This window comes from Streptomyces sp. NPDC000410 (genome assembly GCF_040300305.1).
Taxonomy (GTDB): Bacteria; Actinomycetota; Actinomycetes; order Streptomycetales; family Streptomycetaceae; genus Streptomyces.
Map to the genome: position 1 here is coordinate 53,422 of NZ_JBEPDM010000030.1, position 26,800 is coordinate 80,221.

Annotated in this window: 21 protein-coding genes and 3 pseudogenes; 12 read left to right on the plus strand and 12 right to left on the minus strand. The window is 72.5% G+C overall.

All coding sequences use genetic code 11. The features are described 5' to 3' along the window. The first annotated feature begins 52 nt into the window (after positions 1–52). A complete protein-coding gene (locus ABT342_RS25605) occupies positions 53–652 on the plus strand; it encodes a sigma-70 family RNA polymerase sigma factor (protein ID WP_351578296.1) in 600 nt (199 codons plus the stop codon). A 231-nt stretch (positions 653–883) separates the two neighbouring features. Further along, a complete protein-coding gene (locus tag ABT342_RS25610) occupies positions 884–1,114 on the plus strand; it encodes a hypothetical protein (protein WP_351578299.1) in 231 nt (76 codons plus the stop codon). Positions 1,115–1,116: 2 nt separating this feature from the next. Here the strand turns inward: ABT342_RS25610 and ABT342_RS25615 are convergent, their stop codons facing one another. The 3 genes from ABT342_RS25615 to ABT342_RS25625 are packed head-to-tail and all read right to left on the minus strand — an operon-like array spanning position 1,117 to position 3,990. After that, positions 1,117–1,680 carry a cupin domain-containing protein gene (locus tag ABT342_RS25615; protein WP_351578302.1) on the minus strand — a complete coding sequence of 188 codons (564 nt, stop codon included), beginning with the start codon at positions 1,678–1,680 and terminating at the stop codon, positions 1,117–1,119. After that, positions 1,677–2,906, minus strand: a complete 1,230-nt coding sequence (locus ABT342_RS25620) for a cytochrome P450 (RefSeq protein WP_351578305.1) — start codon at positions 2,904–2,906, stop codon at positions 1,677–1,679. The genes ABT342_RS25615 and ABT342_RS25620 overlap by 4 nt, the downstream gene beginning before the upstream one ends. Before the next feature lie 7 nt (positions 2,907–2,913). After that, complete coding sequence (locus ABT342_RS25625) at positions 2,914–3,990, minus strand: type III polyketide synthase (protein ID WP_351578308.1); 1,077 nt, start codon at positions 3,988–3,990, stop codon at positions 2,914–2,916. A gap of 246 nt (positions 3,991–4,236) precedes the next feature. Between ABT342_RS25625 and ABT342_RS25630 the strand changes: the two genes are divergently transcribed. Both ABT342_RS25630 and ABT342_RS25635 read left to right on the plus strand, forming a co-directional pair. Further along, on the plus strand, positions 4,237–5,526 hold the full coding sequence (locus ABT342_RS25630) for a cytochrome P450 (RefSeq protein WP_502965613.1): 1,290 nt from the start codon (positions 4,237–4,239) through the stop codon (positions 5,524–5,526). 7 nt (positions 5,527–5,533) lie between these two features. Then, positions 5,534–5,761: an acyl-CoA carboxylase epsilon subunit gene (locus ABT342_RS25635; RefSeq protein ID WP_351578311.1), complete on the plus strand. Its 228-nt coding sequence runs from the start codon at positions 5,534–5,536 to the stop codon at positions 5,759–5,761. A 345-nt stretch (positions 5,762–6,106) separates the two neighbouring features. Here ABT342_RS25635 and ABT342_RS25640 read toward each other — a convergent pair. Together ABT342_RS25640 and ABT342_RS25645 are read right to left on the minus strand one after the other, a co-directional pair. Then, positions 6,107–6,991, minus strand: a pseudogene (locus ABT342_RS25640) (NAD(+)/NADH kinase). Then, a pseudogene (locus tag ABT342_RS25645) lies at positions 6,988–8,009 on the minus strand (SPFH domain-containing protein). The pseudogenes ABT342_RS25640 and ABT342_RS25645 overlap by 4 nt, the downstream one beginning before the upstream one ends. Positions 8,010–8,106: 97 nt before the next feature. Between ABT342_RS25645 and ABT342_RS25650 the strand changes: the two are divergent. Next, on the plus strand, positions 8,107–8,466 hold the full coding sequence (locus ABT342_RS25650; RefSeq protein WP_351578313.1) for a DUF488 domain-containing protein: 360 nt from the start codon (positions 8,107–8,109) through the stop codon (positions 8,464–8,466). A 52-nt stretch (positions 8,467–8,518) separates the two neighbouring features. Here the strand turns inward: ABT342_RS25650 and ABT342_RS25655 are convergent, their stop codons facing one another. Continuing rightward, positions 8,519–9,511 carry an aldo/keto reductase gene (locus ABT342_RS25655; protein ID WP_351578316.1) on the minus strand — a complete coding sequence of 331 codons (993 nt, stop codon included), beginning with the start codon at positions 9,509–9,511 and terminating at the stop codon, positions 8,519–8,521. 191 nt (positions 9,512–9,702) lie between these two features. Between ABT342_RS25655 and ABT342_RS38270 the strand changes: the two are divergent. The 3 genes and pseudogenes from ABT342_RS38270 to ABT342_RS25675 all read left to right on the plus strand — a co-directional run. After that, positions 9,703–10,630: pseudogene (locus ABT342_RS38270) on the plus strand (GlxA family transcriptional regulator); the annotation flags it as partial. Positions 10,631–10,850: 220 nt separating this feature from the next. Further along, entirely contained in the window at positions 10,851–11,612 is a 762-nt protein-coding gene (locus tag ABT342_RS25670; RefSeq protein WP_502965616.1) for a DJ-1/PfpI family protein, read from the plus strand. A gap of 50 nt (positions 11,613–11,662) precedes the next feature. Next, positions 11,663–12,637, plus strand: coding sequence for an ankyrin repeat domain-containing protein (locus ABT342_RS25675; RefSeq protein ID WP_351578322.1), 975 nt, complete (start codon positions 11,663–11,665; stop codon positions 12,635–12,637). A 54-nt stretch (positions 12,638–12,691) separates the two neighbouring features. On the opposite strand, the gene ABT342_RS25680 is transcribed toward ABT342_RS25675, so the two are convergent. Continuing rightward, a complete protein-coding gene (locus ABT342_RS25680) occupies positions 12,692–13,456 on the minus strand; it encodes a VOC family protein (protein WP_351578325.1) in 765 nt (254 codons plus the stop codon). Positions 13,457–13,824: 368 nt separating this feature from the next. On the opposite strand from ABT342_RS25680, the gene rsgA reads away from it, so the two are divergent. Further along, positions 13,825–14,949, plus strand: coding sequence for a ribosome small subunit-dependent GTPase A (rsgA, locus tag ABT342_RS25685; RefSeq protein WP_351578328.1), 1,125 nt, complete (start codon positions 13,825–13,827; stop codon positions 14,947–14,949). 269 nt (positions 14,950–15,218) lie between these two features. Here the strand turns inward: rsgA and ABT342_RS25690 are convergent, their stop codons facing one another. Further along, positions 15,219–17,294, minus strand: a complete 2,076-nt coding sequence (locus tag ABT342_RS25690) for a glycosyltransferase (RefSeq protein ID WP_351578331.1) — start codon at positions 17,292–17,294, stop codon at positions 15,219–15,221. 103 nt (positions 17,295–17,397) lie between these two features. Beyond that, positions 17,398–18,102 (minus strand): RNA polymerase sigma factor, encoded by a 705-nt coding sequence (locus tag ABT342_RS25695; RefSeq protein ID WP_351578334.1) that lies wholly within the window; start codon positions 18,100–18,102, stop codon positions 17,398–17,400. A gap of 231 nt (positions 18,103–18,333) precedes the next feature. Between ABT342_RS25695 and ABT342_RS25700 the strand changes: the two genes are divergently transcribed. Next, positions 18,334–18,678, plus strand: coding sequence for a hypothetical protein (locus ABT342_RS25700; protein WP_351578337.1), 345 nt, complete (start codon positions 18,334–18,336; stop codon positions 18,676–18,678). Here the strand turns inward: ABT342_RS25700 and ABT342_RS25705 are convergent. Continuing rightward, positions 18,665–19,348 carry an SMI1/KNR4 family protein gene (locus tag ABT342_RS25705; RefSeq protein ID WP_351578340.1) on the minus strand — a complete coding sequence of 228 codons (684 nt, stop codon included), beginning with the start codon at positions 19,346–19,348 and terminating at the stop codon, positions 18,665–18,667. The two genes, ABT342_RS25700 and ABT342_RS25705, sit on opposite strands and share 14 nt — an antisense overlap. Positions 19,349–19,546: 198 nt before the next feature. On the opposite strand from ABT342_RS25705, the gene ABT342_RS25710 reads away from it, so the two are divergent. Further along, positions 19,547–20,887 (plus strand): DNA-3-methyladenine glycosylase 2 family protein, encoded by a 1,341-nt coding sequence (locus ABT342_RS25710; protein ID WP_351578343.1) that lies wholly within the window; start codon positions 19,547–19,549, stop codon positions 20,885–20,887. Positions 20,888–21,082: 195 nt separating this feature from the next. Here ABT342_RS25710 and ABT342_RS25715 read toward each other — a convergent pair whose 3' ends face one another. Further along, positions 21,083–21,565 (minus strand): DUF456 domain-containing protein, encoded by a 483-nt coding sequence (locus ABT342_RS25715; protein ID WP_351578346.1) that lies wholly within the window; start codon positions 21,563–21,565, stop codon positions 21,083–21,085. Between the two features lie 208 nt (positions 21,566–21,773). Beyond that, entirely contained in the window at positions 21,774–22,775 is a 1,002-nt protein-coding gene (locus ABT342_RS25720; protein WP_351578349.1) for a helix-turn-helix domain-containing protein, read from the minus strand. Positions 22,776–22,953: 178 nt separating this feature from the next. On the opposite strand from ABT342_RS25720, the gene ABT342_RS25725 reads away from it, so the two are divergent. Further along, positions 22,954–26,697 (plus strand): S8 family peptidase, encoded by a 3,744-nt coding sequence (locus tag ABT342_RS25725; protein WP_351578352.1) that lies wholly within the window; start codon positions 22,954–22,956, stop codon positions 26,695–26,697. Positions 26,698–26,800: the final 103 nt, after the last annotated feature.

The following is a 26,800-nucleotide window of genomic DNA, read 5'->3' on the forward strand; positions in this document are numbered from 1 at the left end:
CGGCCGTCACGACATGAGCACCGGAACCGAAACCCGAGAGGGACACGAGGCGATGACATCTGCCCTGCCCCGCGTACGCATCCACGACGAGGCCATCACCAACTGGGCGCTGGACGCCCGGGACGGCGACCCCGACGCGGTCGAACGCTTTGTGAGCGCCCTGCACCGTGACGTGTGGCGGTACGTGGCCCATCTGAGCGCCGATCCGCAGGACGCCGACGATCTGACGCAGGAAACGTTCCTGCGGGCGCTCGGCAGCCTGCGCCGGTTCGAGGGGCGTTCGTCCGCACGCACCTGGCTGCTGACCATCGCACGCCGGACCGTGGTCGACAGCCTGCGCCACGCGGCCGCCCGGCCCCGGCGTGCCGACACCGACGACTGGCAGACCGCCGTCGAACACGCCCAGCCGCGCGGGCTGCCGGGCTTCGAGGAAGGCGTGGCGCTGGCCGCGCTGCTGGCCGGGCTCCCCGACGAGCGTCGCGACGCCTTCGTACTGACGCAGCTGCTCGGGCTGCCGTACGCGGAGGCGGCGGCGCTGTGCCGATGTCCCGTCGGCACGATCCGCTCACGCGTGGCGCGCGCCCGGGCGGCGCTGGCGGCACTCTTGTCCGACGCCGAACGACGGGCGGCGGAGCTGCCCGCGGCGGCATGAGGGGGGTGCCTGTGGCGGGCTTCTCCCGCCCACCCCGCTCGCGGACACCGGATCGCCGCCGTCCACGACACGGGCGTCGCGGACGCCGCCTGCCCGGTCCGGTGCCGGAGGGGGTGGTCGCCGGGTTCTCCGTCGCACGCGAGTCGACCACGTGTCCAGGAGGTCGGACAGCGGACCGCGGAAGTTCCCGCCGCCGCGCTGTCAGTGGCATGGGGCAGTCTGGACGGTGTGATGACATCGCACGAAAGAGCCGCCGCCCAGGCCTACTTGCGCCTCCTCGGTGCCGTCCGCGCCGCCCTCGACAGTCCACCCGGAGACACCGCACACGCCGGCCCGCCGCCCGTGGCCCTGACCGCCGCGCCGATGGCGGAGGCGGACCGGGCTCTCGCGGCGGCGGGCTTCGCGGGCAACGAGGCGGAGTTGTTCGCGCTCGTGGGGGGACTGCACACAGGCGGCAGGTGACGTCACGCGTCGTGGCGCAACGGTGTCAGCTGCTCGATGTCGTAGCGGGCGCGCAACTGCGCGATCGCCGCGTGGTCGGGCGGGCCGCCCGCGTCGAGGATCTCCAGGAGCTCCTCGAAGTAGCGCTCGTGGTCCGGCGGCGGGGATGCCTGGAAGAACATCTTCGCGGGCTCCCCCGACCGGTTGGCGAACGCGTGCGGACAGCCCGGCGGTACGACGATGACCGTGCCGGGGCCCGCGCGGACGGTGCGTTTGCCGCCCGGCGACTCCCAGTGCCGCCAGTCGTCGCGCGTCCGCACCCGGGGCTCGAAGGCGAGGACGTCCAGTTCGCCTTCGAGCACGTAGAAGAGCTCCTCACTGCGCGTGTGCAGATGCGCGCCGACATCGAAGCCGGGCGGCACCACCACCTCGAAGCTCGACGCGACACGCGAATGCTCGCCGGTGACCTTGAAGGTCACCTCCTGGGCCGCCGTTCGCAGAGTACGGCCGTGCCCCGTGGGCACCAGCAGCCCATCGGGCGACTCCGCGAAGGCGGCCCCGGCCGGGTTCTTGACGTGCGCGGTCACCACGTCACCGGCAATGACTCGGGACCGCGGATCAACGCGCCGGGACGCCAGCGGAGTTCCTCGACCGGCACGGCGAAGCGCAGGCCGGGGAAGCGGTCCGCCAGGGTGGCGACGAGCAGTTCCGACTCCAGCTTGGCGAGCATGCCGCCCACGCAGTAGTGCGGGCCGTACCCGAACGCCACATGCGGGTTGGGGCTGCGGTCGAGGACGATCTCCTCGGGTTCGGGGAAGACGTCCGGGTCCCGGTTGGCCGCCAGATATGAGACGTAGACGGCCTCACCCGCCTTGATGTCGTGTCCGGCGACCGTCAGGTCCTCCATGGCGATCCGGGACAGCCCGACGGCGCTGCGGTGCGGGATGTAGCGCAGCAGTTCGTCGATGGCCGAGGGACGCAGGTCCGGGTCGGCGCGCAGCCTGGCCAGATGCTCCGGATGGGTGAGGAGGATGTAGACCATGTTGCCGCAGTTGTTGGTGACGGCCTCGCCGCCGATCTGGATGAGCAGCGCGAGCCCGACCGCCTCCGACTCGGTGATCTCGCCGTTCACGACCGCCGTCCCGAGCAGCCCGATCACGTCCTCGCCGCCCGTGCCACGCCGCTTGCGCAGCAGCTCGGCGAAGTACGCGCACATCTGCGTCTTCGCCTGCTCGCTGACCTCCACGCCGTTGGACGAGGACAGGATGCGGTACGTCCACTCGTGCATCCGCGGCCGGTCGGGCTCGGGCACCCCCATCAGCTCACAGACGACGGCGAGCGGGAAGGGCACCAGGAGCCGCTCGGTGAGGTCGGCGGGCGGCCCGTCGCGCAGGACACCGTCGACGAGTTCGTCGAGCATCTCCTGCGCCCGCTCCCGCAGCCGCTCCACGCCGCGCGAGGTGAACGCGGCGGCGACCGCCCGGCGCAGCCGGGTATGGTCGGGCGGGTCCTCGAAGCCGACCGCGCCGTCGACCGGGATGAAATGCGGGGCCAGCCGGGTGACATCGTTCTCCACGACCGCCTTGCGGCTGAAGCGCGGATCGTTCGTCACCATCCTCACGTCGTCGTACCGCGAGACCAGCCAGGCCCAGCCCTCGCCGTTGGGGAGCTTGATCCGGGTCACGGGTCCCTCGCGCATCAGCTCCGCGAGCACCGGATCGAAGTCCACACCGAACAGGTCCTGGGCCGGCCAGAAGCGGACCGGCGGCCTTTCGTCCGTGGTCGTGGTGGTGGTCGTCGTGTCTTTCCGCATGGTTCAGTCAGTTCCTCTGCGCGGGTGAGGGCCCGTCTGGAATGCTCCAGCGGCCAAGGGTCATCTCGGCCGTGATGCCCGGACCGAAGCCGGCGAGCAGCCCTCGCGCCGTGTGCTCCGCACCGCCCTCCTCGAACATTCTGCGAAGGGCGTCCAGAACGACGGCGCTGGCGATGTTGCCGTACTCGGTGAGCGTGGCCCGGCTGAAGCGGAACGCCTCGGGGGCCACTCCGAGGTATTTGCTGAGGTCGTCCAGGATTCGTGGACCGCCCGCGTGGATGATGTAGAAGTCCAGCGAGGCGGCGTCCCAACCGTGCAGCCCCGCGAGTTCCTTGAGCGCCGGAGCGAGCGGTTCCATGGTGCCGGGCACCCGCTTGTCCAGCTTGAAGTGGAATCCGGTCGAACGGATGTCGTACGCGATCCAGTCCTCGGTCTCGGGGACCAGGTACGCGCCGTTGCGCTCGAGTTCGACGCCGTGGCCGCCCTTGCCGCGGACCACGGCGGCGGCTATGCCGTCACCGAACAGGCCGTTGGAGAGCAGGTTGCCGACGTTCACGTCGGTCGGCTGGTAGCACAGCGAGCAGAACTCGCAGGCCACGATGAGCGCGTTGGCTTCCGGATAGGCGGTGCAGAAGTCGTGCGCCCGGTTGATCGCGGCACCGCCGGCCGCGCATCCGAGCTGGGCGATCGGCACCTGACGCGCGTCGGTGCGGAAGCCCATGGTGTTGATCAGCCACGCGGTGAGCGAGGGCATCATGAAGCCCGTGCACGACACGTAGATGATCACGTCTATGTCCGCCGGGCGGAGCTCGGCGTCTTCGAGTGCCTGCCGGATGACGGCGGGTACCCGCGCCTTGGCCTCGGACTCGTAGACCGCGTTGCGCTCTTCGAATCCGGGGTGCCGCAGCGTTTCCTCGATCGGTCGCAGCAGGTGCCGCTTCTCCACCCCCGTGTTCCGGATCAGCCGCAGGGCCAGCTCCAGTTGGGGGTGGTCGGCGTGGACGGACCGCGCCAGCTCAAGGGTCTGCTCCATGGTGATCACATGCTCGGGCACGGACACCGCGGGTCTGCACAGAGTGGCCATGACATTGCGCCCTTCTCTCGCGTCTGTCGCGTTTGATCTGAGGATCACGGACCGCTCGCCGACGCGCGCGCTGGGGAATCCCCCCACATGCCTGGGCCGAACCGGTGATGCGAGGGCTCCGCCGGGCCGATGGAGCGCCGATCGGGAAGGGATGCGGTCTTGACGGGGGGCCGTACCCGTACACCGCGCGTGATCCGCTCACCGCAGCCGCACGCACGCGTGATCACAACACTGGAGTTGAACGCGATGACGTCAGAACCGAAGACGGTGACCGAGCCCGGGGCCCCCGGACCGACCGGTTCCGCCCCGGACACCTGCCCCATGACCGGCGTGGCCCAGGACGGCCGGACGGTCCACGACTGGACCCTGGAAGAACTGCCCGGCCTGGACTTCGACCCGCTGCTGACCATGCTGCTCCGCGACGAGCCGGTGGCCCGGATCCAACTGCCGTTCGGCGAGGGAAACGCCTGGCTGGTGACCCGTTACGAGGACGTCAAGCTGGCCTCGTCGGACCCCCGGCTCAGCCGGAAGGCACTGGCGGAGCGCGCGGTGACGAGCGGCTCGCCGCACGCCATCGCCGCGAAGCACGCGGCCCTCAACTACACCGATCCGCCGCACCTGAACACGCTGCGCCGGGTGGTGGCGCGGGCGTTCACCGGCAAGAGCATGCAGCGGCTGCGGCCCATGGCCCAACGGACCTGCGACGCCCTGCTGGACGAGATGGAGCGAAAGGGTTCTCCGGCGGATCTGATGGAGCATCTGCACGGGCCCTTCCCGCTCTCCGTCGTCAGCGACCTGCTGGGACTGCCGGAGGAGGAGCGGTGGCAGATGACGGACTGGGCGAACGTGATCATGGCGCCGCGCCCGGCCCCGGGCCGCAGCAAGGAGGCCAAGAACACCGTCCGCGACGTGATCGTCAAGCTGCTCGACCAGCGGAGTGCCGAGCCGCGTGACGACCTGGCGGGCGTCCTCGCCGCCGCCCACGAGGCGGGGGAGATCAACAAGGACGAGGCGATCTCGATGGCCACCGCGATCCTCGTGAGTGGCGCGCACGCGGTCCGCAACAACAGCGCCAACATGGTGTACGCGCTTCTCACCCATCCGGAGCACCTTTCCCGGCTGCGCGCCGAACCCGAACTGCTGCCGCAGGCTGTCGACGAACTGCTCCGGTACATCCCGCACCGCAACGGTGTCGGCCTGCCGCGGATCGCCACCCAGGACCTGGAGATCGGCGGCGTCCGCATCAGGGAGGGTGAGGCGGTCTACTCCTCGTACCTCGCCGCGAACCGGGACCCGGCCGTCTTCCGCGACCCGGACGTCATCGACTTCGACCGCGGGCCCATCGCCCATCTGTCGTTCGGGTTCGGTCCGCACCACTGTGTCGGCTCGATGCTGGCCCGGATGGAGTCCGAGGTCCTGCTCGCGACGCTGCTGGAGCGCTGTCCCCGGCTCGCCCTGGCCGTACCGCCGGAGCGGATCGAATGGCAGGAGGGCGCGCTGATCCGCGGCCCCAAGACCCTTCCGGTCAGCTGGTGACGCCGCCGTGAAGGCCTCCTGGGACGTACGGATCGTGCACGGCACCCCCGACCACGCGGAGCTCGCGGCCCTCCTCGCGGTCCTCGCCCTCGCCCGCCACCGCGCCGCCTCCCACGCGGCACGTGAGGCCCGCGCCCGCCGGGCGCACTGGGACCGGGCCTGGGGCGGCGCGTACCAGCCATGCGGCTCGTGGCGCGCGAAGGCGGTGACTGCGTTCGACCCGGGGGTGCGCTGAAGGGGGGCGGGGGTGGGGTGCGTGGCGCCTGCGGCGGGCCACGCGGCGGAGCCGCACATCGATGCTGCTCCCCGCCCCGCCCCTTCCCGCGGTGTCGATTTGCGGCTCCGCCGCGCGTGGGGGGGGGGCTCCGCCCCCGAACCCCCGCGCCTCGAACGCCGGCGAGGCTGGATATGGGGCTCCGCCCCATTCCAGCCCGTCTGGGGGTCCCCCCACGCCCGCCAGGGCGTAGGGGGAGATTGAGGACACGGCCGGAGGCCGTACCGGGGGTCTGGGGGCTTGCCCCCAGTCATCGGGAAGGGGCGGGTAGGGGAACAGCCCGCCGCAGGCGCCCACCCCCCGCGCTCACGCCACCAGCCGCAGCGCCACCCCCGCCATCCCCACCCGCACCACCTGGCCCCACGTCAGCTCCACCGCGTCCGCTTCCATGCCGTCCCCGAACGCCACCAGACGGTCCGACTCCACCACCAGGCGGAGCCGCTGCGAGGCCGTCAGGACGCCCTCCACCAGGGACGTTCCGGTGGCCGGGGACGGCCAGGCCTCGCGTACGTACCAGATGAGGCGCCCGTCGGACGGGCCGGGCAGCGGCCGGGTGCCGCCGCGGTCCCGCCATACCGACCGCAGCCAGCCGGTCGCGCCCGTCCCGGTGCCGACGAGCACTCCGGACGAGGCCTGGGTCTCGGCGGCGTCGGGCCGGTCGTCGTGGCCCAGGCGGTAGCGGGAGGTCTGGTGGTCCGGGCGGCCGAGGTAGATCTCGTTGAGGGCGACCAGCCGCTACGTGTCGTCGGCGACGGCCTCCACCATGGTCAGTTCGTCGACCGGGGCGCCGCGCAGCAGCTTCGCCGCGTCCCCGGGCCGGTGCCGTACGAGAACGCCCGGATTGCGCCCGGGATCGGTGTCGATGCCGATCACGGGCTGGCCCGCCAGGTACTTCGCGGTGTTGGCGACCAGCCCGTCCTGCCCCACCACGACCACCACGTCCTCCGGCCCGAACAGGAACCGGTCGAGGTCGGCGCGCTCCACACGGGTCTGGCGCCACCGCAGCGGTACGGCCGCCGCGACGTCGGCGAGCGCGCGCCGGGCGCGCCGGTGCCGTTCGGCGACCTCGTCGATGCTCCGGCCGCGTGACGACAGGAAGAACTCGGCCTGCCCGTGCGTACCGTGCCGGGCCAGCAGTTCCTCGTACTCGGTGGTGCGGTGCACGAGCACCGCCCGGGGAGCCAGACTCACCCCAGCCTCGCCAGCAGCCCGGTGAGGACATCGGGCGAGAGGGTGACGCTGTCGACGCGCGGCAGGTTCTCGGCGAGCCGGGTCACGGCCAGCGCGCGCAGCGTGGCCGGGTCCACCTCGCCGTGGACGCGCAGCCAGGCGGCCTGGGCGGCGGCCCGCGCCTCGCCGACCTCGCGCGCCGCCTCCGCCTCGGCCTTGGCGAGCCGCACCGTGCGCGCCGCCTCCGCCTCGGCCCGTACGGCGTCCGCGGCCGCGCTCTCCTCGGCCTCGCGCCGGGCGTTGGTGCCCTTCTGCTCGACGAGCCGCTCCTCGCGCCGGGCCAGTTCGATCTTGCTGGCCAGTTCGTTCTCGGCGATCGCCCGCTCGCGCTCGACGGCGACGGCCCGCCGCTCGTACGTGGCGTGGTCGGCCTCCTGCTGGATCTGCTCGCGGGCCGGGGTGCGCAGGGCGCGCTCGACCTCGGGTTCGGGGCGCAGGGCGACGACCCGTACGGCCACGACCTCGATCCCGGTGGCGACGAGCCGGGGCTCGGCGCCCAGACCGGCGGAGATCCGCTCGCGTACGGCGGCGACTCCGTCGACGAGGGCCGCTGACAGCGGCGTACGGGCCAGGACGTCGAGCGCGTGCTGCTGGGCGGTCTCGGTGAGCAGCGTGGAGATCTGCTCCAGCGGGGCGCCCCGCCACACCCCGGTGTCCGGATCGACGGAGAAGTCCAGCCGGGCGGCGGCGGTGGCCGGATCGCTGATCCGGTACGTCACGGTCGACTGCACCGACACGTCCTGGAAGTCGGACGTCCGGGCGTGGAATGTCATGGTCAGCTCGCGGTCGTCGACCGGCACCTCGGAGAGCGCGGCGGTCAGCGCCCGGAACCAGAAGCTCAGGCCCGGCCCGTCGTGCACGAGCCGGCCGCGCCGCTGGTGGCGGACATGGGCGGTGGGTGGGGGTCCCCCCACGCCCGCAGGGCGTAGGGGGAGGAGCGGAGATGGCGCCATCCGAAGCGCCTGGTGATGTCGGCCATGAGACGACCCCCTCGGTTTTCGTCACTGCGACGATATTGGTCCGTGCGGATTATCGTCAAGGGGACGAGATGGGGGAGCCGTGCGTACGCTGATGCCGTGGACACCATCACCGTGCGCAGGGTCTACGACGAACCGGAACCGGACGACGGCACCCGCGTCCTGGTCGACAGGCTCTGGCCCAGAGGGGTGTCCAAGGAGCGCGCGGCCGTCGACGAATGGCTCAAGGAGGTCGCTCCCTCGACCGAATTGCGGAAGTGGTACCACGAGGACTCCTCCCGCTACGAGCAGTTCGACTCCCGCTACCGGCACGAGCTCGAACACGGCCCGGCGGCCGAGGCCCTCGACCATCTCCTCGCACTGGCCCGCAGCGGCCCGGTCACGCTCGTCACCTCGGTCAGGAGCGTCGAGGGCAGTCACGTACCGACACTGGTCGATCTGCTGAAGCGATCGATTTGACGGAGCGGCGGGTCGGGTGAGGAGAGTCCGCAGCCCCGGTCGCCCGGACGGCTCAGTACGCGGAGTCCAGCTTCGCGCGCTGCTCCGCGGTCAACTCCAGCTCCGCCGCCGCCAGACTCTCCTCCAGCTGCGCCACCGAGGAGGCGCCGACCAGCGGAATCGCCGGGACCTCGGCGCCGATGAGCCAGGCCAGGACGACCTGGTTCGCGGTCGCGCCCGTCTCCTTGGCCACCTCGTGCAGCGCCGCGAGCCGGGTGGCCGTGCCCGCGTTCTCGTAGGCGGCGTCGAGCGGCTTGTCCTCGCGTACGTAACTGCCCCCGAGCAGCGGGTGGTAGGCGACGAGCGCCAGCTCGGGCTCGGCCCGCAGATAGCTGAGCAGAGCGCCGTCCGCCACGCCGATCTCGCCGTCCCGGGCACGCAGGGTGGGCCGGTCGGTGCGGGCGCGCAGGTAGCTGTGGTGGTACTGGAGCACCTCGTAGCCCGGCAGGCCGGCGGCCGCTGCCAGGTTCCGGGCCCGCTCCAGCGTCCACGCCCAGTGGTTGCTCGCCCCGAGCAGTCCGACCGTGCCGTCGGCCACCAGCTCCGCGAAGCCCTCCACGGTCTCGCGCAGTTCCGTGTCCGGGTCCTCGATGTGCGCGTACAGCAGATCCAGCCGGTCCACCCCGAGCCGTTCCCGGCTGCGCTCCGCGGCCTCCCGGATCACCGCCGCCGACAGCCCCTCGACATCGCGGGTGAAGCCCGTGCTCGGGGAGTTGGGGCGCGCGCCGAGCTTGGTGGCGATCGTGATCCCGTCGCTGTCCTTGACGCCCCGGCTGCGGCGCCAGCGGCCGATGAGCTCCTCGCTCTCGCCGCCCTGGGTACCGTCGACCCAGAACGCGTAGTTGTCGGACGTGTCGATGAACGTGCCGCCGGCCTCGACGTAACGGTCGAGGATCGCGAACGACGTCGCCTCGTCCGTGACCGTTCCGAACAGCATGGCGCCGAGGCTCAGCACGCTCACTTCGCGGCGGGTGCGCGGATCTCGGCCGATCGTGCGGTAGCGCATACGGACTCCCTCACACAGCGGTGCGGCCCGTCGGAGCGCGGGCGGCGACCGCGAGTATGGATCTTGGAGTGCACTCCAGGTCAACACCGACTCCGACGTCCCGTCCCCACGTCCGGGCCCCGGCATCGGCCCCAACTCCCTTACGCGGAGCGGCCTGTGATGTGCTCCCTGCCATGGCAGACCCTCGTCATGTGGTGATCGTCGGCTACGACGACACGCAGATTCTCGACATCGCCAGCCCCAGTGGGGCCCTCGACATCGCGAACCGGCTCGGGGCGCACCCGCGCTACGCCCTCGAACTGACGACGCTCGACGGCCGGCCCGTCCGCACCACGGCCGGTATCCCGCTCGCCGCGAGCCGCCCGATGGCGGCCGTCACCGGCCGGATCGACACCCTCTTCGTCGTCGGTGGCGCCGGGCACGAGGCCGCCGCCGACGAGCGCCGGCTCCTGCAGCAGATACCGCGTCTGGCGGCCAACAGCCGCCGCGTGGCCTCCGTGTGCACCGGGGCGACCGTGCTCGCCGCCACCGGACTGCTCGACAACCGCCGGGCGACCACCCACTGGAACTACAGCAGGCGCCTGGCGGACAGCTGTCCGGCCGTCGCCGTCGACCCCGCGCCGCTGTACGTCCGCGACGGCCACATCTACACCTCGGCCGGTGTCACGAGCGCGCTGGACCTCACCCTGGCCCTGATCGAGGACGACCACGGGCCGACGTTCGCCCGCACCGTGGCCCGGGAGCTGGTGACGTATCCCCACCGGCCCGCCGACCAGGCGCAGATCAGTACGTTCATGGCCGCTCCGCCGCCCGAGGACCGGCTCGTACGCGACCTCGCCGGCCATATCGCGAGCCACCTCGACGCGGATCTGTCGACGGCGGCGCCGGCCGAGCGGGCGGGGGTCAGCACCCGGCATCTGACCCGGCTGTTCGCCCGGTATCTGGGGACCTCGCCGACCCTCGCCGTGCGGTTCGGCCCGTACGGAGGCGGCCGCCCGGCTCATCGCGGGGAGCGAGCTGCCGCTGGCGGCGATCGCCCGGCGGTGCGGGTTCGGGTCCACGGAAACGCTGCGGCAGGCGTATCTGGGCCGGTACGGCGTCACGCCCTCTCAGGCCAGGGCAACGGCCAGGGCATCGGCCGACAGGCGGGCCGGCGGCTCGGTCAGGGGCGTGGCCGGCGGCTCGGTCAGCGGATCGGCCAAGGCATCGGCCGAGATTCGCAGGAACCCGGACATCGCCCGGGCGGGATGACCCGGTCGGCGGCAACACTCCGGATCACACATCCGACGTGAAGGGGAGTGAGTCGGCTTCGACAGCGAAGGACACCAGCAGACGGGCCGTGGTCCGCGCGGCCGTCGCGACGACCGGGACCATCGCCGGACTGGCGGCACTCGGCACCACACCCGGCGTGGCGGCGACCGGCGCGGCGGCGGCCGGGCGGCGTTCCCCGGAGCGCGGCCCGCGCATCGGCATCCTGCTCCACGACGGCTACAGCCTGCTCGACCCGACCGGCCCGGCCGAGATCCTGTCCCGGCTCCCGGGCGCGACCGCCACGATGCTCGCCGAACGCCGGGGCCCGGTCCGCACCGACACCAGGGACGTGGCGGTCGTCGCCGCCCGGTCCATCGACGAGATCGACCAGCTCGACGTGCTGGTGGTGCCCGGCGCGGGGGAGCGCGGCACCCGCGAGGCCATGGGCAACCCGGTACTGCTGGACTGGATCCGCCGCATCGACCGGCACACCCGGTGGACGACCTCCGTGTGCACGGGCTCGCTGGTCCTCGCCGCGGCCGGGCTGCTGCGCGGCCGCGAGGCGACGACGTACTGGGCGTCGAAGGACTTCCTCGCCCCGTTCGGAGCCACGTACGTTCCCCGGCGCTATGTGCACTCCGGCAAGTTCATCACCGGGGCGGGCGTCTCGGCGGGCCAGGACATGGCGCTCCACCTCGCCCAGCAGATCGCCGGTGACACCGTCGCCCAGGCCATCCAGCCGGCCGTCGAGTACGACCCCGAGCCGCCGTTCGACACGGGTAGCCCGGACAAGGCGGACCCCGAACTCCAGCAGCTGGCGCTGCGCCTGCCGGCCGACTCCCAGAAGTGAGCGGAGGAGCAGGGTCCGGATTGTCGGACCCGGCTGCCACAGTTGCGCGTATGACCGCTGAATTCCTGCGCCCCGATGAGTGGCGCGACCTGACCCGGGTCGAGCGCTGGCTGTCCGACGGCAACGTGCCCGACTCCTACCTGGGAGATCCGGGCGACTCCGACACCCCCTTGCACCGGGCCGTGCGCTTCGGCACCCCTGACGCCGTCGCCGCGCTGGTGGCGCGGGCCCGGGAGGTGGATCTGCCCGACGAATTCGGCCACACGCCTCTGTGGTCGGCCGTGGCGCACGGCCAGGCCGATTCCGTACGGGCGCTGCTCGCGGCCGGAGCCGACCCCTGGCGCCCGGGCGTCGATCACTGGACTCCGGGCCGCCTGGCCCTGACCACCGAGCTGGCCCCGCTTTTCGAGGAGTTGCCGGGAGCGGTCCCGCTGACGGCCGCCGAGCGCCGGGAGCAGGAGCGGGCCGACCGGCTCATAGCCGTCTTCGGAGAGCGCGAGCTGTTCACCGAAGGACTCGACGTGACCTTCGTCGCCGGTCTCGACGAGGACGCGGTCATCCGCCGCCTCGGTGCCGATCCGGCGGACTTTCCCGTACGGGCCCAGGATCAGGCCGACTTGGAGGAGCTGACGTACGGTCGCGCTGCCTTCGGCCTCACCGGGGTCACCGGAGGCTGCATGATCAGCGGGCTCTATGCCGCCGCGCCCGACCATAAGGACGCGCAGCGCCGGATATCCCGTGGCACCACGGCCTACCACGTGTTCTTCAACCCCAAAGGCGGGACTTTCGGCACCCGTTACCGTGACGGCGCCGAGGATGCGTATGAGGAGATCGGCCTCTCGCCCTTCCCGGGGACGCCGGCCGGGCACTGGCTGTACCGCTTCTGGCAGCGGTCCGGCCGGTTCCCCTACGGTGCCAATGTGCTGGCGTACGCCTGCGCGGCGGGCGGAATCACCGAACCAGAGAATGCCTGGGGGCTGAGCGTCGGACCGCGCCGGATGGTGGTGCCGCCGCCACGTTCGTGAGGAGAGGGGCCATGAGGCGATGGGCCCATGAGGCGGCGCGCGCGAGTCCGGCGTTCACGAGTCCGCGTCGGCCGTCTCGCCGGACGTGAGGTGGAACAGCCCGCCCTCCGGGTCCCGCAGGGCCGCGACCCGCCCCAGCGGGGTGTTCTCCGGCGGGGTGACGACGGTGCCGTTCGCCGCGACGGCCCGGCTCACCGCGGCGTCGACGTCGCCGTGGCAGAAGTACACATGCCACCGGGGCCGGACGTCCGGGTCGGGCGAGGCCTCCACGGCGCCGCCGTAGATTCCCGCGACCGTGTGTCCGGCGGTCCGCAGCAGCACGCGGTCGTGCTCGTACCGGACATCGATCATCTCCGGCGCCCGGGAGTCCCAGTCGAACACCTCTCCGTAGAACACGGCCGATGCGAACGGGTCCCTCGTTCGCAGCTCCAGCCACGCGGCGGCGCCGAGGGCGGGCCCGGCATGCCAGTCGGCATCGACGGGGCCCTCCCAGATGCAGAAATTCGCGTCCCAGGGATCCGCCACCCAGGCCATCCGCCCCCGCCCGAACTCGAGCGGCCCCACCGCGACCGTGCCGCCCCGCTCCCGGATCCGGGAGGCGATCGTGTCGGCGCTGTCCGCCACGAAGTAGGCCGTCCAGACGACCGGCAGCCGGACCCCCATGGTCTGGGTGGACTCCATCAGTCCGGCGACCGGCGTCCCGTTCGCGTGCGCGACGACGTACGAGCCCGGACCTTGGACACCCGGCTCGAACTCCCAGCCGAGCACGGCCCCGTAGAAGTCCTGGGCGGACCTGAGGTCCTGTGCCGTCAGGCTCACCCAGCAGGGCGTGCCCTGAACCCCACGCGCTGTGGCCTTCAAGGCCGCTCACCTCACTCCTGACCGCTGCGGCGGGAACCCGACCCCGACCCCGACCCTGAACCCGATCCTCCACCACCCTTCATCACAACCGGGGCGGTCGCCACCTCAGCGAAAAAGCGGTGGCGGCCTGTCGGAACCCGTGGCAGGGTTGCCCTCGATCGATCGAGGAAGCAGGAGGTGAGGACATTGATGACTGTCACCGTGACGCGCGCTGCCCGCGCGCAGGAGTTCATCGTTCCCACCTCTGTGGTCTCCGGCTGACATCCATCCACCATTCGCGCGACGCCGGTCGCGCTGCCGGGGCCACCCATCCGAAGGGTTTCCCCTTGTCTTCCTCCTTCTCACTGTCTTCCTCTGCTCTTCAGGCTTCGCCGTCCTCGCACCCGCTCGCCCCGTACGGCTGGGACGAGGGCTGGGAGGCCGAGTTCGCCCCGTACGCGGAGCAGGGCCTGGTGTCCGGACGTGTCGTACGGGTCGACCGGGGCCAGTGCGATGTCGCCACCGCGGACGGGGTCGTCCGCGCCGACACCGCGTTCGTCACCCCGCACGACCCGCTGCGGGTGATCTGCACCGGGGACTGGGCGGCCGTGGACGCGTCCGGCAGTCCGCGCTACGTACGCGCCTACCTGCCGCGTCGCACCGCGTTCGTACGGTCCACGTCGTCGCAGCGGTCCGAGGGCCAGATCCTCGCCGCCAACGTCGACCACGCCGTCATCGCCGTCTCGCTCGCCGTCGAACTGGACCTCGGACGGATCGAGCGGTTCCTGGCCCTGGCCTGGGAGAGCGGCGCGCAGCCGCTCGTCGTGCTCACCAAGGCCGACCTGGTGCCCGACGCCACGGGGATGTCGTACCTCGTCCAGGACGTGGAGACCGTGGCACCCGGTGTGCAGGTGCTGCCCGTCAGCTCGCTGACCGGGGAGGGCACGGACGTGCTCGCGGCGGTCGTCTCCGACGGCACGAGCGTGCTGCTCGGGGTGTCCGGCGCGGGTAAGTCCACGCTCGCCAACGCGCTGCTCGGCGAGGACGTCATGGAGGTCCAGGCCGCCCGCGACGTCGACGGCAAGGGCCGCCACACCACGACGACCCGCAATCTGCTCGCCCTGCCGGGCGGCGGCGTCCTCATCGACACACCCGGCCTGCGCGGCGTCGGCCTCTGGGACGCCAACACCGGCGTCGGGCAGGTCTTCTCGGAGATCGAGGAGCTGTCCGCGGACTGCCGCTTCCACGACTGCGCCCACGAGTCCGAGCCGGGGTGCGCGGTCCTCGCGGCGATCGCGGAGGGCTCGCTCCCGGAGCGCCGCCTCGACAGCTACCGCAAGCTGCTGCGCGAGAACCAGCGGATCGTCGCGAAGACGGACGCGAGGTTGCGGGCGGAGATCCGGCGTGACTGGAAGCTGAAGCACGCGGAGGGGCGGGCCGCGATGGAAGCGAAGCGGGGCCGCGTGCGCTGAGCGCTCCGCCGGCAGTCCGGTGCGATCCCCGCGGGTGCGTCGTGGCTGGTCGCGCAGTTCCCCCCGCCCCTTCGGGGCGCTGCCGTACCGCACCGGACTTCGCCGAGCCTGCTCAGGTCGTGTCTTCCGGATCGCCTCGCGGACCGGATGAAGGCGCCCGCGATGTGGAGGGCGGCGAGCTGGGCAGATGGTGGCGGTCTCGTCGTAGCGGTTGACGAGACCGCGCCACTGCCTGCGCTTGCGCCGTTTTGACGCACCGTTCGACGGTCCTAGTGGCGGTTCTCGCCGCCGAGGAAGGCCTTGATGACCTGGGCGGTCCGGGTTCCGTCGTGGTGGGTGCGGGCGAATCCGACCGAGGCGTGGCCGACGCGGGCCGTCGCCGCGCGGTCGTCGAGGAGCGACTCGATCACCGTGCGCAGTGTGTCCGGGGTGGCGTTGACGATGGGCAGCGCGCCCTCGGTGACCGCCTTGACCTCGTCGCTGATGTAGCCGATCACGGGCCGGCCGGCCGCCATCGCCTCGACGGCGAAGGTGCCGTAGCTTCCGGTGGTGAACTGGTCAAGCACCAGGTCGCAGCTCCGCACCAGCTCGCGCATCTCCGTCCACGGGATGCCCTCGGCGAGCCTGAACTCGATGACGCCCTTGTCGTGCAGCTCGGTGAGGACCGGCACGATCCGGTCCGTGCCCTTGGTCCAGCGCTTCGACGGGGCGTGCAGCACGACGGGCCGCTCGCGCTCCATGACCGGGTGCTCGCTCGCCCAGGACCTCACGTCCACGACGAGCGGAGCCCACATGGCCGTCGGCAGGTCGTCGAGCAGGTCCGGCGTGGTGACGAAGAGCGGCAGACCGGCCTCGTCGGCGATCCGTTTGTTCAGCTCGGCCTTCGCCCGGAGGATCTCCACGATGCCCTCGGGCGCGTCGTGGAAGAGCGAACAGGCGTGCCGCCGCATGTGGTTGCCGGGGTGCCGGATCTCGCTGCCGTGCGCGAGCAGACCGACCTTGATCCCGGCCTGGCCGAGCGCGGCCAGGTCGCCCTGGACGGACGTGCCGTTGAGGTGGCCGAAGACCGGCATGAAGGCGTCGACGAGCAGGTGTGTGTAGCGTCCGACGATCCGCCCGGCCTGCGCGAGCTGGACGTCCAGATCGCCCAAACGGGTCACGTCGACGTAGACGTCGGCCGGGTAGTCGAACGTGGACCCGACGCGTTGATTCATCACGACCTCGACGGAGACGTCGGGGTCCAGGCGCGTGATGGCCTGTGCGTACGCGGCAGCCTGGCCGGCGTGATTGGCCGGGCCGAGGCCGAGCCTGACCGTGGTGTCGCCGAGCTTCCTCCAGCCGGGCCGGCCGTCGGCGGTCGTGATCGCGACCTCGCGGACCGCGCCGGGGGTCTCCCGGACGGTCCAGGACACCTCGGGCCGGGGGCCGGGCGGGGTCTTCTTCGACAGCTCGCGGTACAGCTGGACCAGCTTGCCGCTCCGCGCCTCCCCGGACGGGTCCATGACGGCCTCGTGGACCGGCGAATCGCCCACGACGAGCGGCAGCTCGGACAGCTGGTGGTCGTTCTTCAGCAGCTCGGCCATCCGCGTGGACACCGTGACGACCGCGTCCGCGCGGCCGATGAACTCGGCCTCGATCGCCGGAAGGGCGTAAGCCTGCCGCTTGTCCGGCCACTCCACGCCCTTGACGTACTCGTGCGCGTCGTACACCCAGGCACAGCGGTGCCCGGCCGCCCGCAGCCGTGCGGCGCTGCGCGCGGCGGTCACGATCACGGTGACGTCACCGGCGTGGATGACGTCCGGCCTGATCTTCTCGATCACCGGGCCGAAGGCCAGGTCGAGATCGACCACCTGCGGCCGGTCACGACGCCAGTCACGCACCGGCGCCGGATCCTTCGGACGGCGCCGCTGCTCCCACTTGAAGGCGCGGACCCGCAGCCGGTGCACCGCGCGACGGGCACGCAGCAGCGCCTTCAGCGACGTACGACGTGGTCCGCCGGACCAGCCGGCCTCGGCGGACTTCTGACGCACCCAGGCACGGTAGGCCGCGCGGTGGCGATTCAGCGCGGCCTGGTCCGGGAGACGGAACTGGGTGGCGGCGGCACGCAGCCGATGCGCCTTGCGCACGTTCACCGCACGGAGGTAGTCGGAACCCACGGGAACCCGGATCACGTCGATCGGGCCCATCGTGGAGCGCTGCACGCGCTGGGTGTCGCTCCTGCCGATCAGGGTGACGTCCCAGCCGTCACGCGCGGCCGCGACGGCGGTCTTCCGTAACCGCGAGTCGTCGGAGATTCCCTGGGCGACGATCACCACGAGCCGTGGCCGGCGGGCTGGGGATTCCATGAGCTGCTTCCTCCGGTGGACGAGTGAAGTCGTACCCGTGGCAGTCACGCGTGTGCTCGCGCTGCTTCACGGGCGGGGTGACGGTGGACGCACGGACGGGCAGTCAGCTCCGGCGGAACATCCCGCGCGGACCCCGGGCCGCGGCCAGATCGAGGAGCCGTTGACGGCCGGGGGCGAGCCGGGCGCGGTCCGGCCGCGGCGCGTCCGCGCGGAAGTCCTTCAGCGCCTTCGTCACCAGGGTGGGGTCGGTGTCGCCCAGGGCGGCCCTCACCTCGCGGCGCGCCCTGTCGAGCCGGGAGCGGGCCGCCTCGACGGGAATGCCGAGCGCCTCGCCGATGTCCTCGTGGCCGAAGCCCTCCCAGACCGCGAGCAGGAGAACATTGCGGTCTCCCGAGGAGAGCCGGGCGAGGGCCGCCGCCAGCGAATCCCGCAACGCCTGGCCCGCGGGCCGGTCGCCGGCCCCGGCCGCCCAGGACGCCGCGACCGGGTCGTGGCCCGTGTGCACGAGGGCCTGCAGATGCCCGACCTCGGTGCGGCGCTGCCGGTCGATGAGGTCGGCGGCGATGCCGCACAGCCAGGGCAGGGCGCTCGCCCGGTCGGTGTCGAACCGCCGGCGAGTCCTGAAGGCGGTCAGGAAGGTCTCCGCCGTGACGTCGTCGGCGACCCCGTCCCCCAGCCTGCGGCGGCAGTAGCGGTGGACGTTCGCGGCGTACCGGTTGTACAGCTCGGCGAAGAGTTCCGGGTGCTGCAGGGACCGTACGACGACCGCGGCATCGCTGTTCTCGGCGCCTTCCCATAGGTCAGTCACGTGAGGTCTCCGTATCGGATGGGCGAGCGCGACCGCGCGCTGCTTGCACCCGTTGTTGCCCCGACGACCCGAACGGGTTCACGGTCCCCCGACGGGCCACGGGGACGTGGCACCGTTCGGGGGAGTGCAGGGTCGTTTCCTCGTCATTCGTACGTGTGACGCGTGGATGCGGGCCCGCCGAATGGGCAGTTGTGGCTGCGGCAACATTCCCACCAGCAGAAAGACCCATTGATGCGTCTTCGCTCCGCCTTCACCGCCGTCCTCGGCGCCGCCCTGCTCGTCGCCGCCGTCCCTGCTTCCGCTTCTGCCGCGTCAGGGCAGTTCCGCTACGAGTACGTGACCGTCGAGGGCTATGAGGCGACCGGCTTCCTCAACGACCCGCCCAGCGGCGAGTGCCGGAATCTCCCCGGTGTCGGTCAGGAGAACCCCGAGCCCGGCCATTCGCCGAAGAACCGCACGAACGCCTGGGCGACGGTCTTCACCGGCACCAACTGCGAGGGTGAGTACTTCCGCCTCCGGCCGTTCACCGGCGGTGCGTCGGAGCGGCTGAAGGTGCGGTCGGTCATCTTCGACTGACACACCGGCAGGGCCCCGGGACGCAACCGCACCCGGGGCCGAACGCCACCTGGTCCAGGACCTTCTCCAACTTCCAGTCGAGGTACCTGGGTGGGCCTTCGTCCAGGTGAGGAACAAGCGCGTACTCGCGCGAGTACGGCATGGGGGATCCGGACTCCAGGGACTCGGCCATCAGCCTGATCATCTCCCCCAGACTCTTCCAGCGGACCGCGGTGACCTCGTTGCTCTCGTGGTCGATCTCGATGACGCTTCCGTAGGTGTCGCCGGGCCGGTGGTCGATGAGGAGGCTCTCCCCCGTGTTCGTACCGGCGATGGGGAGCCACAACGGATCCGCCCACGGATCCAGAATCCAGTACTCGGGATTCTCGTCACGCTGCTCGACGAACTCTTCGAGCATCTCCTCCATGTACTCCGGCCCGCCCTTGAGCGCCTCGACGCCGTACGGGACATAGCCGCCCGGCCAGATGGGGGCGGCCTGAACGGGGACGCCGCCGTGGATTCCGAGCCACTGCACGAGATGCGGATGGAGCGGGTACGGGATGGCGTTCTGGAGGGACCGGACAACCTCCTCGTCGGCAGGCGGACGCAGCGCGGAGAGGGCACTGGTGCACCGGTGCTCCCGAAGCCAGGTCTCGACGCGTGCCCAGGCGTGCAAGAGGTCGTCCGTCAAGGTGTGTCCTTTCCTCGTGCCGGCACTCGGCGAGTGCCGGCACGGTTACGTGTCGGGGCCGGTGACGATGATCGCCACCCACACGCGGGCCACCACGACCCGGGATGCGCGGCCACTCGCGGTGGCGCCCGCAGCGCCGGGGAGCGTCATGTCCGAAAACCGCCAGGGCGTGGCGATCCCGTGGCGGACACTGGACAGGTGAGGGACGAGGACACCAGGTACGAAGCGGTCACCAGCCGGGACGCGCGCTTCGACGGAGAGTTCTTCTTCGGCGTAGCGACAACCGGTATCTACTGCCGCCCCAGCTGCCCTGCCGTCACCCCGAAGCGCAAGAACGTACGGTTCTTCCCGACCGCCGCGGCCGCGCAGGGGCACGGGTTCCGGGCCTGCCGCCGGTGCAGGCCGGACGCCGTGCCGGGGTCGGCGGAGTGGAACGTACGGGCCGACGTCGTGGGGCGGGCGATGCGGATGATCGGTGACGGGGTCGTCGACCGGGAAGGCGTACCCGGGCTCGCCGGGCGGCTCGGGTACAGCGCCCGGCAGGTGCAGCGGCAGCTCAACGCTGAGCTCGGCGCCGGGCCCGTCGCGCTGGCGCGGGCCCAGCGGGCGCACACCGCGCGGGTGCTGTTGCAGACGACCGGGCTGCCGGTCACGGAGATCGCGTTCGCGGCCGGATTCGCGAGCGTGCGCCAGTTCAACGACACGATCCGGCAGATCTACGCCCGTACGCCGACGGCGCTGCGCGCCGAGACGGGATCCAAGGAGGCCGCGAACGCCTCCGGGATTCCGCTGCGGCTCGCCCACCGTGGGGCGTACGCCGCCCGCGAGGTCTTCGACCTGCTCCAGAGCGAGGCCATCGACCGCATCGAGGAGGTCGTCGGCGCGCCCGGCGCCCGCACGTACCGCCGCACCCTGCGGCTGCCGTACGGCTCCGGCATCGTCGCCGTCGACGAGCGCTCGGCCGGGCCGTGGCTGGAGGCGCGGATCCAGCTGACCGACCTGCGTGACCTCACCACGGCCGTCCAGCGGCTGCGGCGCCTCTTCGACCTGGACGCCGATCCGTACGCCGTCGAGGAACGGCTCTCCACCGACCCCGTGCTCGCCCCGCTCGTCGCCGCCCGCCCCGGGCTGCGCTCGCCGGGCGCGGCCGAGCCCGAGGAGTTCGCGGTGCGGACGGTCGTCGGACGGGAGGAGGCCGGGCGGCTGGTCGAGACGTACGGGAAGGTCCTGGACCGGGCGTGCGGCGGCCTCACCCACCTCTTCCCCGAACCGGCCGTCCTGACCGGCCACCCCGTCGCGGGCCCGCTCGCGACCGCGCTCGCCGACGGCGACGTACGGCTCGACCCGGGCGCCGACCGGGACGAGGCGGAGCGTGCGCTGCTCGCCGTGCCCGGAGTGTCTCCGCGGGACGCCGGACTGATCCGGATGCGGGCCCTGGGGGACCCGGACGTGGCCCTCACCCCGGAGGACGGGCCGGGCGACGAGGCCCGGCGGCCCTGGCGTTCGTACGCGATGCGCTACCTGGAGGACACCCCCTAGCGTTCCCGTGGCCGCAGCCTGCGCGCCGCCGGCTCGTTCGCCGCGACCGGCTGGACGGGCAGGTCCGGGCGGGCGCCGCGCTCTTCGCCCTTCCGCAGGGCGACACGGACGACTCCCTCCCGGCGTCCTCGTACGCCGGCGGTGTGTTTCGGCTGAACGGCTGAACGGACGCCGCCGGATACCGGGCGGAGTGGCTCAGCCCCAGACCACGGCGCCCAGCCACGCCCCGACCACCAGCAGACAGCCGAACAGCTCCACGAGCACGCTCGTCCCCGCCGCCCGCATCACCGTCCGGGTCGAGGTCACCGCCTCACCGTGCCCGCCGAGCCGCAGTCGCTCGCAGCCGTAGACACCGCCGACGAAGCCCACGACCGCGCCCACCACCGGCAGCAGCGCGAAGCCGACGAGCGCGCCCAGGCCCGCGAAGGCCGCCATGCGCGGGGTGATGCCCACGCCGCGCATCCGGCGTGGGCCCAGCTGCCACACGACCGCCTGGTTGACGAGCAACACCGCGGTGGACCCGACCAGCAGCCACCAGGCGAGGGCCGTCCTCGCCTGCACGGCCCACCACAGCACTCCGGACCAGACGAGCCAGGTGCCGGGGACGCCGGGGACCAGCACGCCGCAGAGGCCCAGCAGCATCACCGTGCCGGCCAGGAGGAGCTGCCATGCGCCCATCTGCCAAGGGTGCAGGACCGCACGGACGCCCGCAGGTCGCCACCACGGGGCCCTGTGCGCGGGGGCTCCGCGCCCGCACCCTCGCCGGGCCGCTGCCCCGGACCCCGCGCCTCACACGCCGACGGGGCCGGCGGCGGGCGCCGCCCCCTCAGCCCGCCTCGGGCGACGGGGCGGCGGTGACGCCGTAGTGCGTCCGAGGGGCCTGGCCTCACGCCCGGTGGTCCCGGGCCACCCAGCCCTTCTCGTACGCGTGCCAGCCCAGCTGCAACCGCGTCGTCACGCCCGTCAGCTCCATCAGCCCCTTCACCCGCCGCTGCACCGTCCGCAGGCCCAGTTCCAGCTGCTTCGCGACGCTCGCGTCCGTCATGCCGGCCAGGAGCAGTGACAGGATCTCCAGGTCGGTGGCGTCCGGACCCGGTGTCCCGTGCTCGGTCACCGAGCCCGCCGCGCCGAGGCGCAGGGGCAGGGCGTCCCGCCACACCGCCTCGAACAGGCCCATCAGGGACTCCAGCAGTCCGCTCGCGTGGACGACGAGCGCCGCGGGCTCGGATCCGCGGCCGGTCAGGGGGACCATCGCCAGGGCGCGGTCCGCGACGACGAGTTTGGTGGGGACGCGGTCGACGACCCGGACGCGCTCGTCGCGGCCGAGGGCCGCCGAGAGCTCGGTGATTCCGGAGGGGAGCAGCAGCACCTCGCGTTCGACGACGACCCGGTATGCGACTCCACGGCCCGACGCCCGCTCCTCCGCCTCGTTGTCCGAGCCGGTCACCACCACCGGATTACCGGTCACCAGGGCGCACACCTCCTCCGTCGCGCCCAGCTGGAGCTGGAGAAAACGGTGCGCCACCGCGCTCGCGCCCGTCACGACCTCCACCAGGTCGTGCACGGCGGGCTCCAGGGCGTCCGCGGCCTCCGCGCGGTACTCCTCCGCCAGCAGCGCCGCCGCCAGTTCGGCCTGCTCCAGCTCGTGGCGCTGCTGGGTGAGCAGCGCGCCCAGCGCGACCGCCGGCGGCGCCGCCACCCAGCGGCCGGCCCCGCCGGACGACTGCGCGGCCAGACCGTGCCGCTCGAGCCGGCGCAGCGCGCTCTCGGTGTCCGGCTCGGGCAGCGCGAGCCGGTCCGCCAGGTCGGTGACCTCCGCCGCCCCGAGCGCCACCAGCGCGCGGTACGCCGACTCCTGTCTCGCGTCGAGCCCGATCGCTCCCAGCACCTGATTCCTCCCCGGTGGTCGTGGCGGGAATCGGCCACGGCGTAAACCCGCCGCTCGCATCATCCCTGTACCGCTCACCCCTCTGCCAGTGTTGCGCCACCGCAGCACCAACAGCCTCCGGACACCGGGCTTTTGCATGCCCTCGTTCCGGTGTTCCGGACATGAACTGGGGAGAGCGATGCGCCCGATATCGCGTACGGCCCTGGGGGCGGCGACCGCCGCCGTCCTGGCCGCCACCGCGGTCGCGCCGTCCGTGGCCGCCAGGCCGCAGGACGACCCGGCCGGCAGCAGACCGATCACCGGAAGCGCGGCCGCCACCGCGAGAGCCGCCGACGCCGTCACCGTCACCCTCGTCACCGGCGACCGGGTATTGGTGCGCGGCGCCGGCACGGCGAGCCCGGCCGCCGCCGCACTGCCCCGCGAGGACGGCACCGTGCCCCTCCTCCAGACCCGCCAGTCGGGCAAGGACCTGTACGTCTACCCCGAGGGCGCGACGGGCGCGCTCGCCGCGGGCCGGGTCGACGAGGAGCTGTTCAACGTCACCGGGCTGATCCGGCAGGGCTACGACGACGCGCACACCACCTCCCTGCCGCTGATCGCCGTCTACGGCACCGACGTCGCCCGCACCGCCCCGGCCGTCCCGCGCGGCGCCCGGCGCTCCCTCGTCCTGGAGTCGGTCCGCGGGGTCGCCCTCCAGGCCGACAAGAAGCAGGCCGCCGGTTTCTGGGCCGATGTCACCGCCCCGCGCTCCCGCGCCGCCGCCGGGCTCACGAAGCTCTGGCTCGACCGCAAGGTCCAGGCCACCCTCGACCGGTCGACGAAGCAGGTCAACGCCCCGGCCGCCTGGGCCGCAGGACTCGACGGCAAGGGCACCAGGGTCGCCGTCCTCGACACCGGCGCCGACGCGGAACACCCCGATCTCAAGGGCCGGATCACCGAACAGCGGAACTTCACCGACGCGGACGGCACCGGCGACCGCACCGGCCACGGCACCCACACCATCTCCACCGTCGGCGGCTCCGGCGCCGCGAGCGGCGGCAGGATGAAGGGCGTCGCGCCCGGCGCGCAGCTGCTCAACGGCAAGGTGCTGAACGACTCCGGCTCCGGCGCCGCCTCCTGGATCATCGCCGGCATGCAGTGGGCCGTCGACAACGAGGCCGACGTCGTCTCCATGAGCCTCGGCAGCTCCCTGCCCACCGACTGCACCGACCCGATGAGCGTTGCCGCCGAACAACTCGCCCGGAACGAGGGCACCTTGTTCGTCGTCGCCGCCGGGAACGCCGGACCCGCCCTGAACACCGTCTCCTCGCCCGGCTGCGCGCCCAGCGTCCTCACCGTCGGTGCCACCGACCGCGACGACACCACCGCGAGCTTCTCCAGCCGCGGCCCCGCGATCGTCTCGCACACCCTCAAGCCCGAGATCGCCGCGCCCGGAGTCGCCATCTCCGCCGCCGCGGCGGGCGGCCGCGGCGTCTACGCGTACCAGGCCATGTCCGGTACGTCGATGGCCACCCCGCATGTCGCTGGCGCCGCCGCCATCCTCAAGCAGCGCCACCCGGACTGGACCGCGCGGCAGCTCAAGGCCGCGCTCGTGTCGTCCTCGTACGCGGACATCCCCGGCGACGTACGCGAGACCGGCGCCGGACGGCTCGACGTGAAGGCCGCCGTCGGCACGACGGTCACCGGCGCGCCCGCCGTCCAGGGCGGCACCTTCACCTGGCCGCAGCACAGCGGTGACCGCACCACCGTCGAGCTGCCGTACACCAACCACGGCGAAAGGCCGGTGACACTGGACCTCGCCGTCGAGAAGGTCACCGGGAACGACGGCTCGCGCGTCCGGTCGGCCGTCGCCCGCCTCGGTCAGCGATCCGTCACCGTCCCGGCCGGGAAGACCGTCGAGGTCCCGCTCGTCCTCGACCCGTCCGCCCGGCTCGACCGTGCCCAGTACGGCGACATCACAGGCCGCGTCCTCGCGAGGGCTCACGGCACCACCGTCTCCACCCCGTTCGCCCTGTACGTCGAGCCGCGGACCGTCACCCTGCGCGTCAAGCTCGTCGACCGCACCGGAAAGCCCGCCGACGGCGCGTCCTCGCTCGATGTCATCGGCACCGACACCGCCACCGGAGAGCGCCGCTTCAACGAAGGCGCCCCGGAACAGGTCTACCGGCTGCGGCCCGGTTCGTACGTCCTCTCCTCCTTCGTGACCGGCCAGGACACGGTCGCCTATCTCGGCCGTCCGCAGCTGGAACTCACGGACGACACCACGGTCGTCCTCGACGCCCGCAAGGCCCACCGCCTCCAGGTGGCGACCGACCGGCCGAGCGAAACCCGCGGCGCCACCCTCGCCTTCGCCCGTTCCTGGGACGACACCTGGCTGCACGCGGGCACGATCACCGGAGGCCGCCGGACCGGTGCCTACTACGCCTCCGTCGACGGCCGCGCCCACGACGGCGACTTCGAGTTCGGCAGCTACTGGCGCCGGTACGCGCCCCAGATCACCGAACTCGCCGTGACCGGCGGCCCCGTGCTGCACCCCGTGACCGCCGGCGTCGGCTCGGCCAACCTCGACGGCACCGGCTCGGCGCAGCTCGTCGACGCGGGCTCCGGCACGGCCGGGGAACTGGCGGCGGCCGGCGCGAAGGGCCGTATCGCGCTCGTACGCGTCCCCGACGACAGCACGGCCGTCGACGAGCAGGCGCGGGCAGCCAAGGCCGTGGGCGCCCTCGCGATCGTCGCCCACCGGGCCGCGCCCGGCCGCTGGTACCCGTCCGCGGGCTTCCTCGGCGCCCCGCTGCCCGCACTCGCGGTGCCCGCCGACGAAGCCGCGCAGCTCATCACCCTGCTCGCCACGGGACCGGTCGGCCTGCGCTGGCAGGCCACCGCGAAGAGCCCGTACGTCTACGACCTGGCCTTCCCCGAGGACGGCCCGGTCACCTCCGCGCGTACGTACCGGGTGCGCGACGCGAAGCTCGGCGCCACCGAGGCCACCTACCGCGCGATGGGAGTCGGCGGCGACTACGTCGACAGCGCCTCCGCGCGGCGCCCCGGCACCGGGCAGCGGATCTTCCTCGGCTCCTTCGCCGACCTGGTCCCCGCCCCGGGCAGGCGTACCGAGTACCACTCCGCCGACGGCACCGCCTTCGACCGGGCCGTCTCCAGCAGCTTCCCGTGGGGCGAGTTCATGCTCGGCGCCCCGCACACGTACGAGAACGGCGAGCGGCGCACCGAGTCCTGGTACGGCGGCGTGGTCGCACCGACCGCCCCGCGTGACGCCTCGGGCAAGCCGGTCCTCGTCGCCGAGCGGCAGGACAATCTGATCGGCGTCGCGACCGCCTTCTGGGGCGACAGCGAACACGCGGGCGAGGCCGGGTCGTTCGGCGACATCGGCAGTCTGACGCTGAGCCGGGACGGCGAGGAGATCGGGCGCAGCGCCTACCCGTTCGGGGTGTTCGAGGTGCCGGCGGAGGACGCGGCGTACGAACTCACGCTGCGGACAATGAAGATCGGATCGCCCGCCGCCGTGTGGAAGCGCTCGACGGACCTGTCCACCGTGTGGACATTCCGTTCCGCACGCGACGAAAGCGCGTATTCTCAAGGCATCCCGCTCCTCTTTCCGGTGATCGGCCTCCCGGAGGACGGGCTCAAGACCCTCCCGGCGGCGGACGGCCAGAAGCTGACGCTCGATGTGTCGGGACACGCGGGGTACACCCCGGCACGGCTCGTCTCGGCGGAGCTGTCGTACTCGTACGACGGCGGCGCCACCTGGACCGGGGCGAGGACCGGCCGGCAGGGCGGCGTCTGGACGGCGACCGTGGACCACACCGGCCACAGTGGCGAACCGGTCACCCTCAAGACCGAGTTGACCGACGCGAACGGCAACTCCGTCACACAGACAGTGGAACGCGCGTACGACGTGCGCTGACCACTCGAACGTCCGCCGGGCGTCCTTCCCGTGGGGGGTTGGGCCGCCCGGCGGACTCTTGCTGATTTTTTCCGGTTGCGTCGTTTTCGTACGGCCCGTGCGG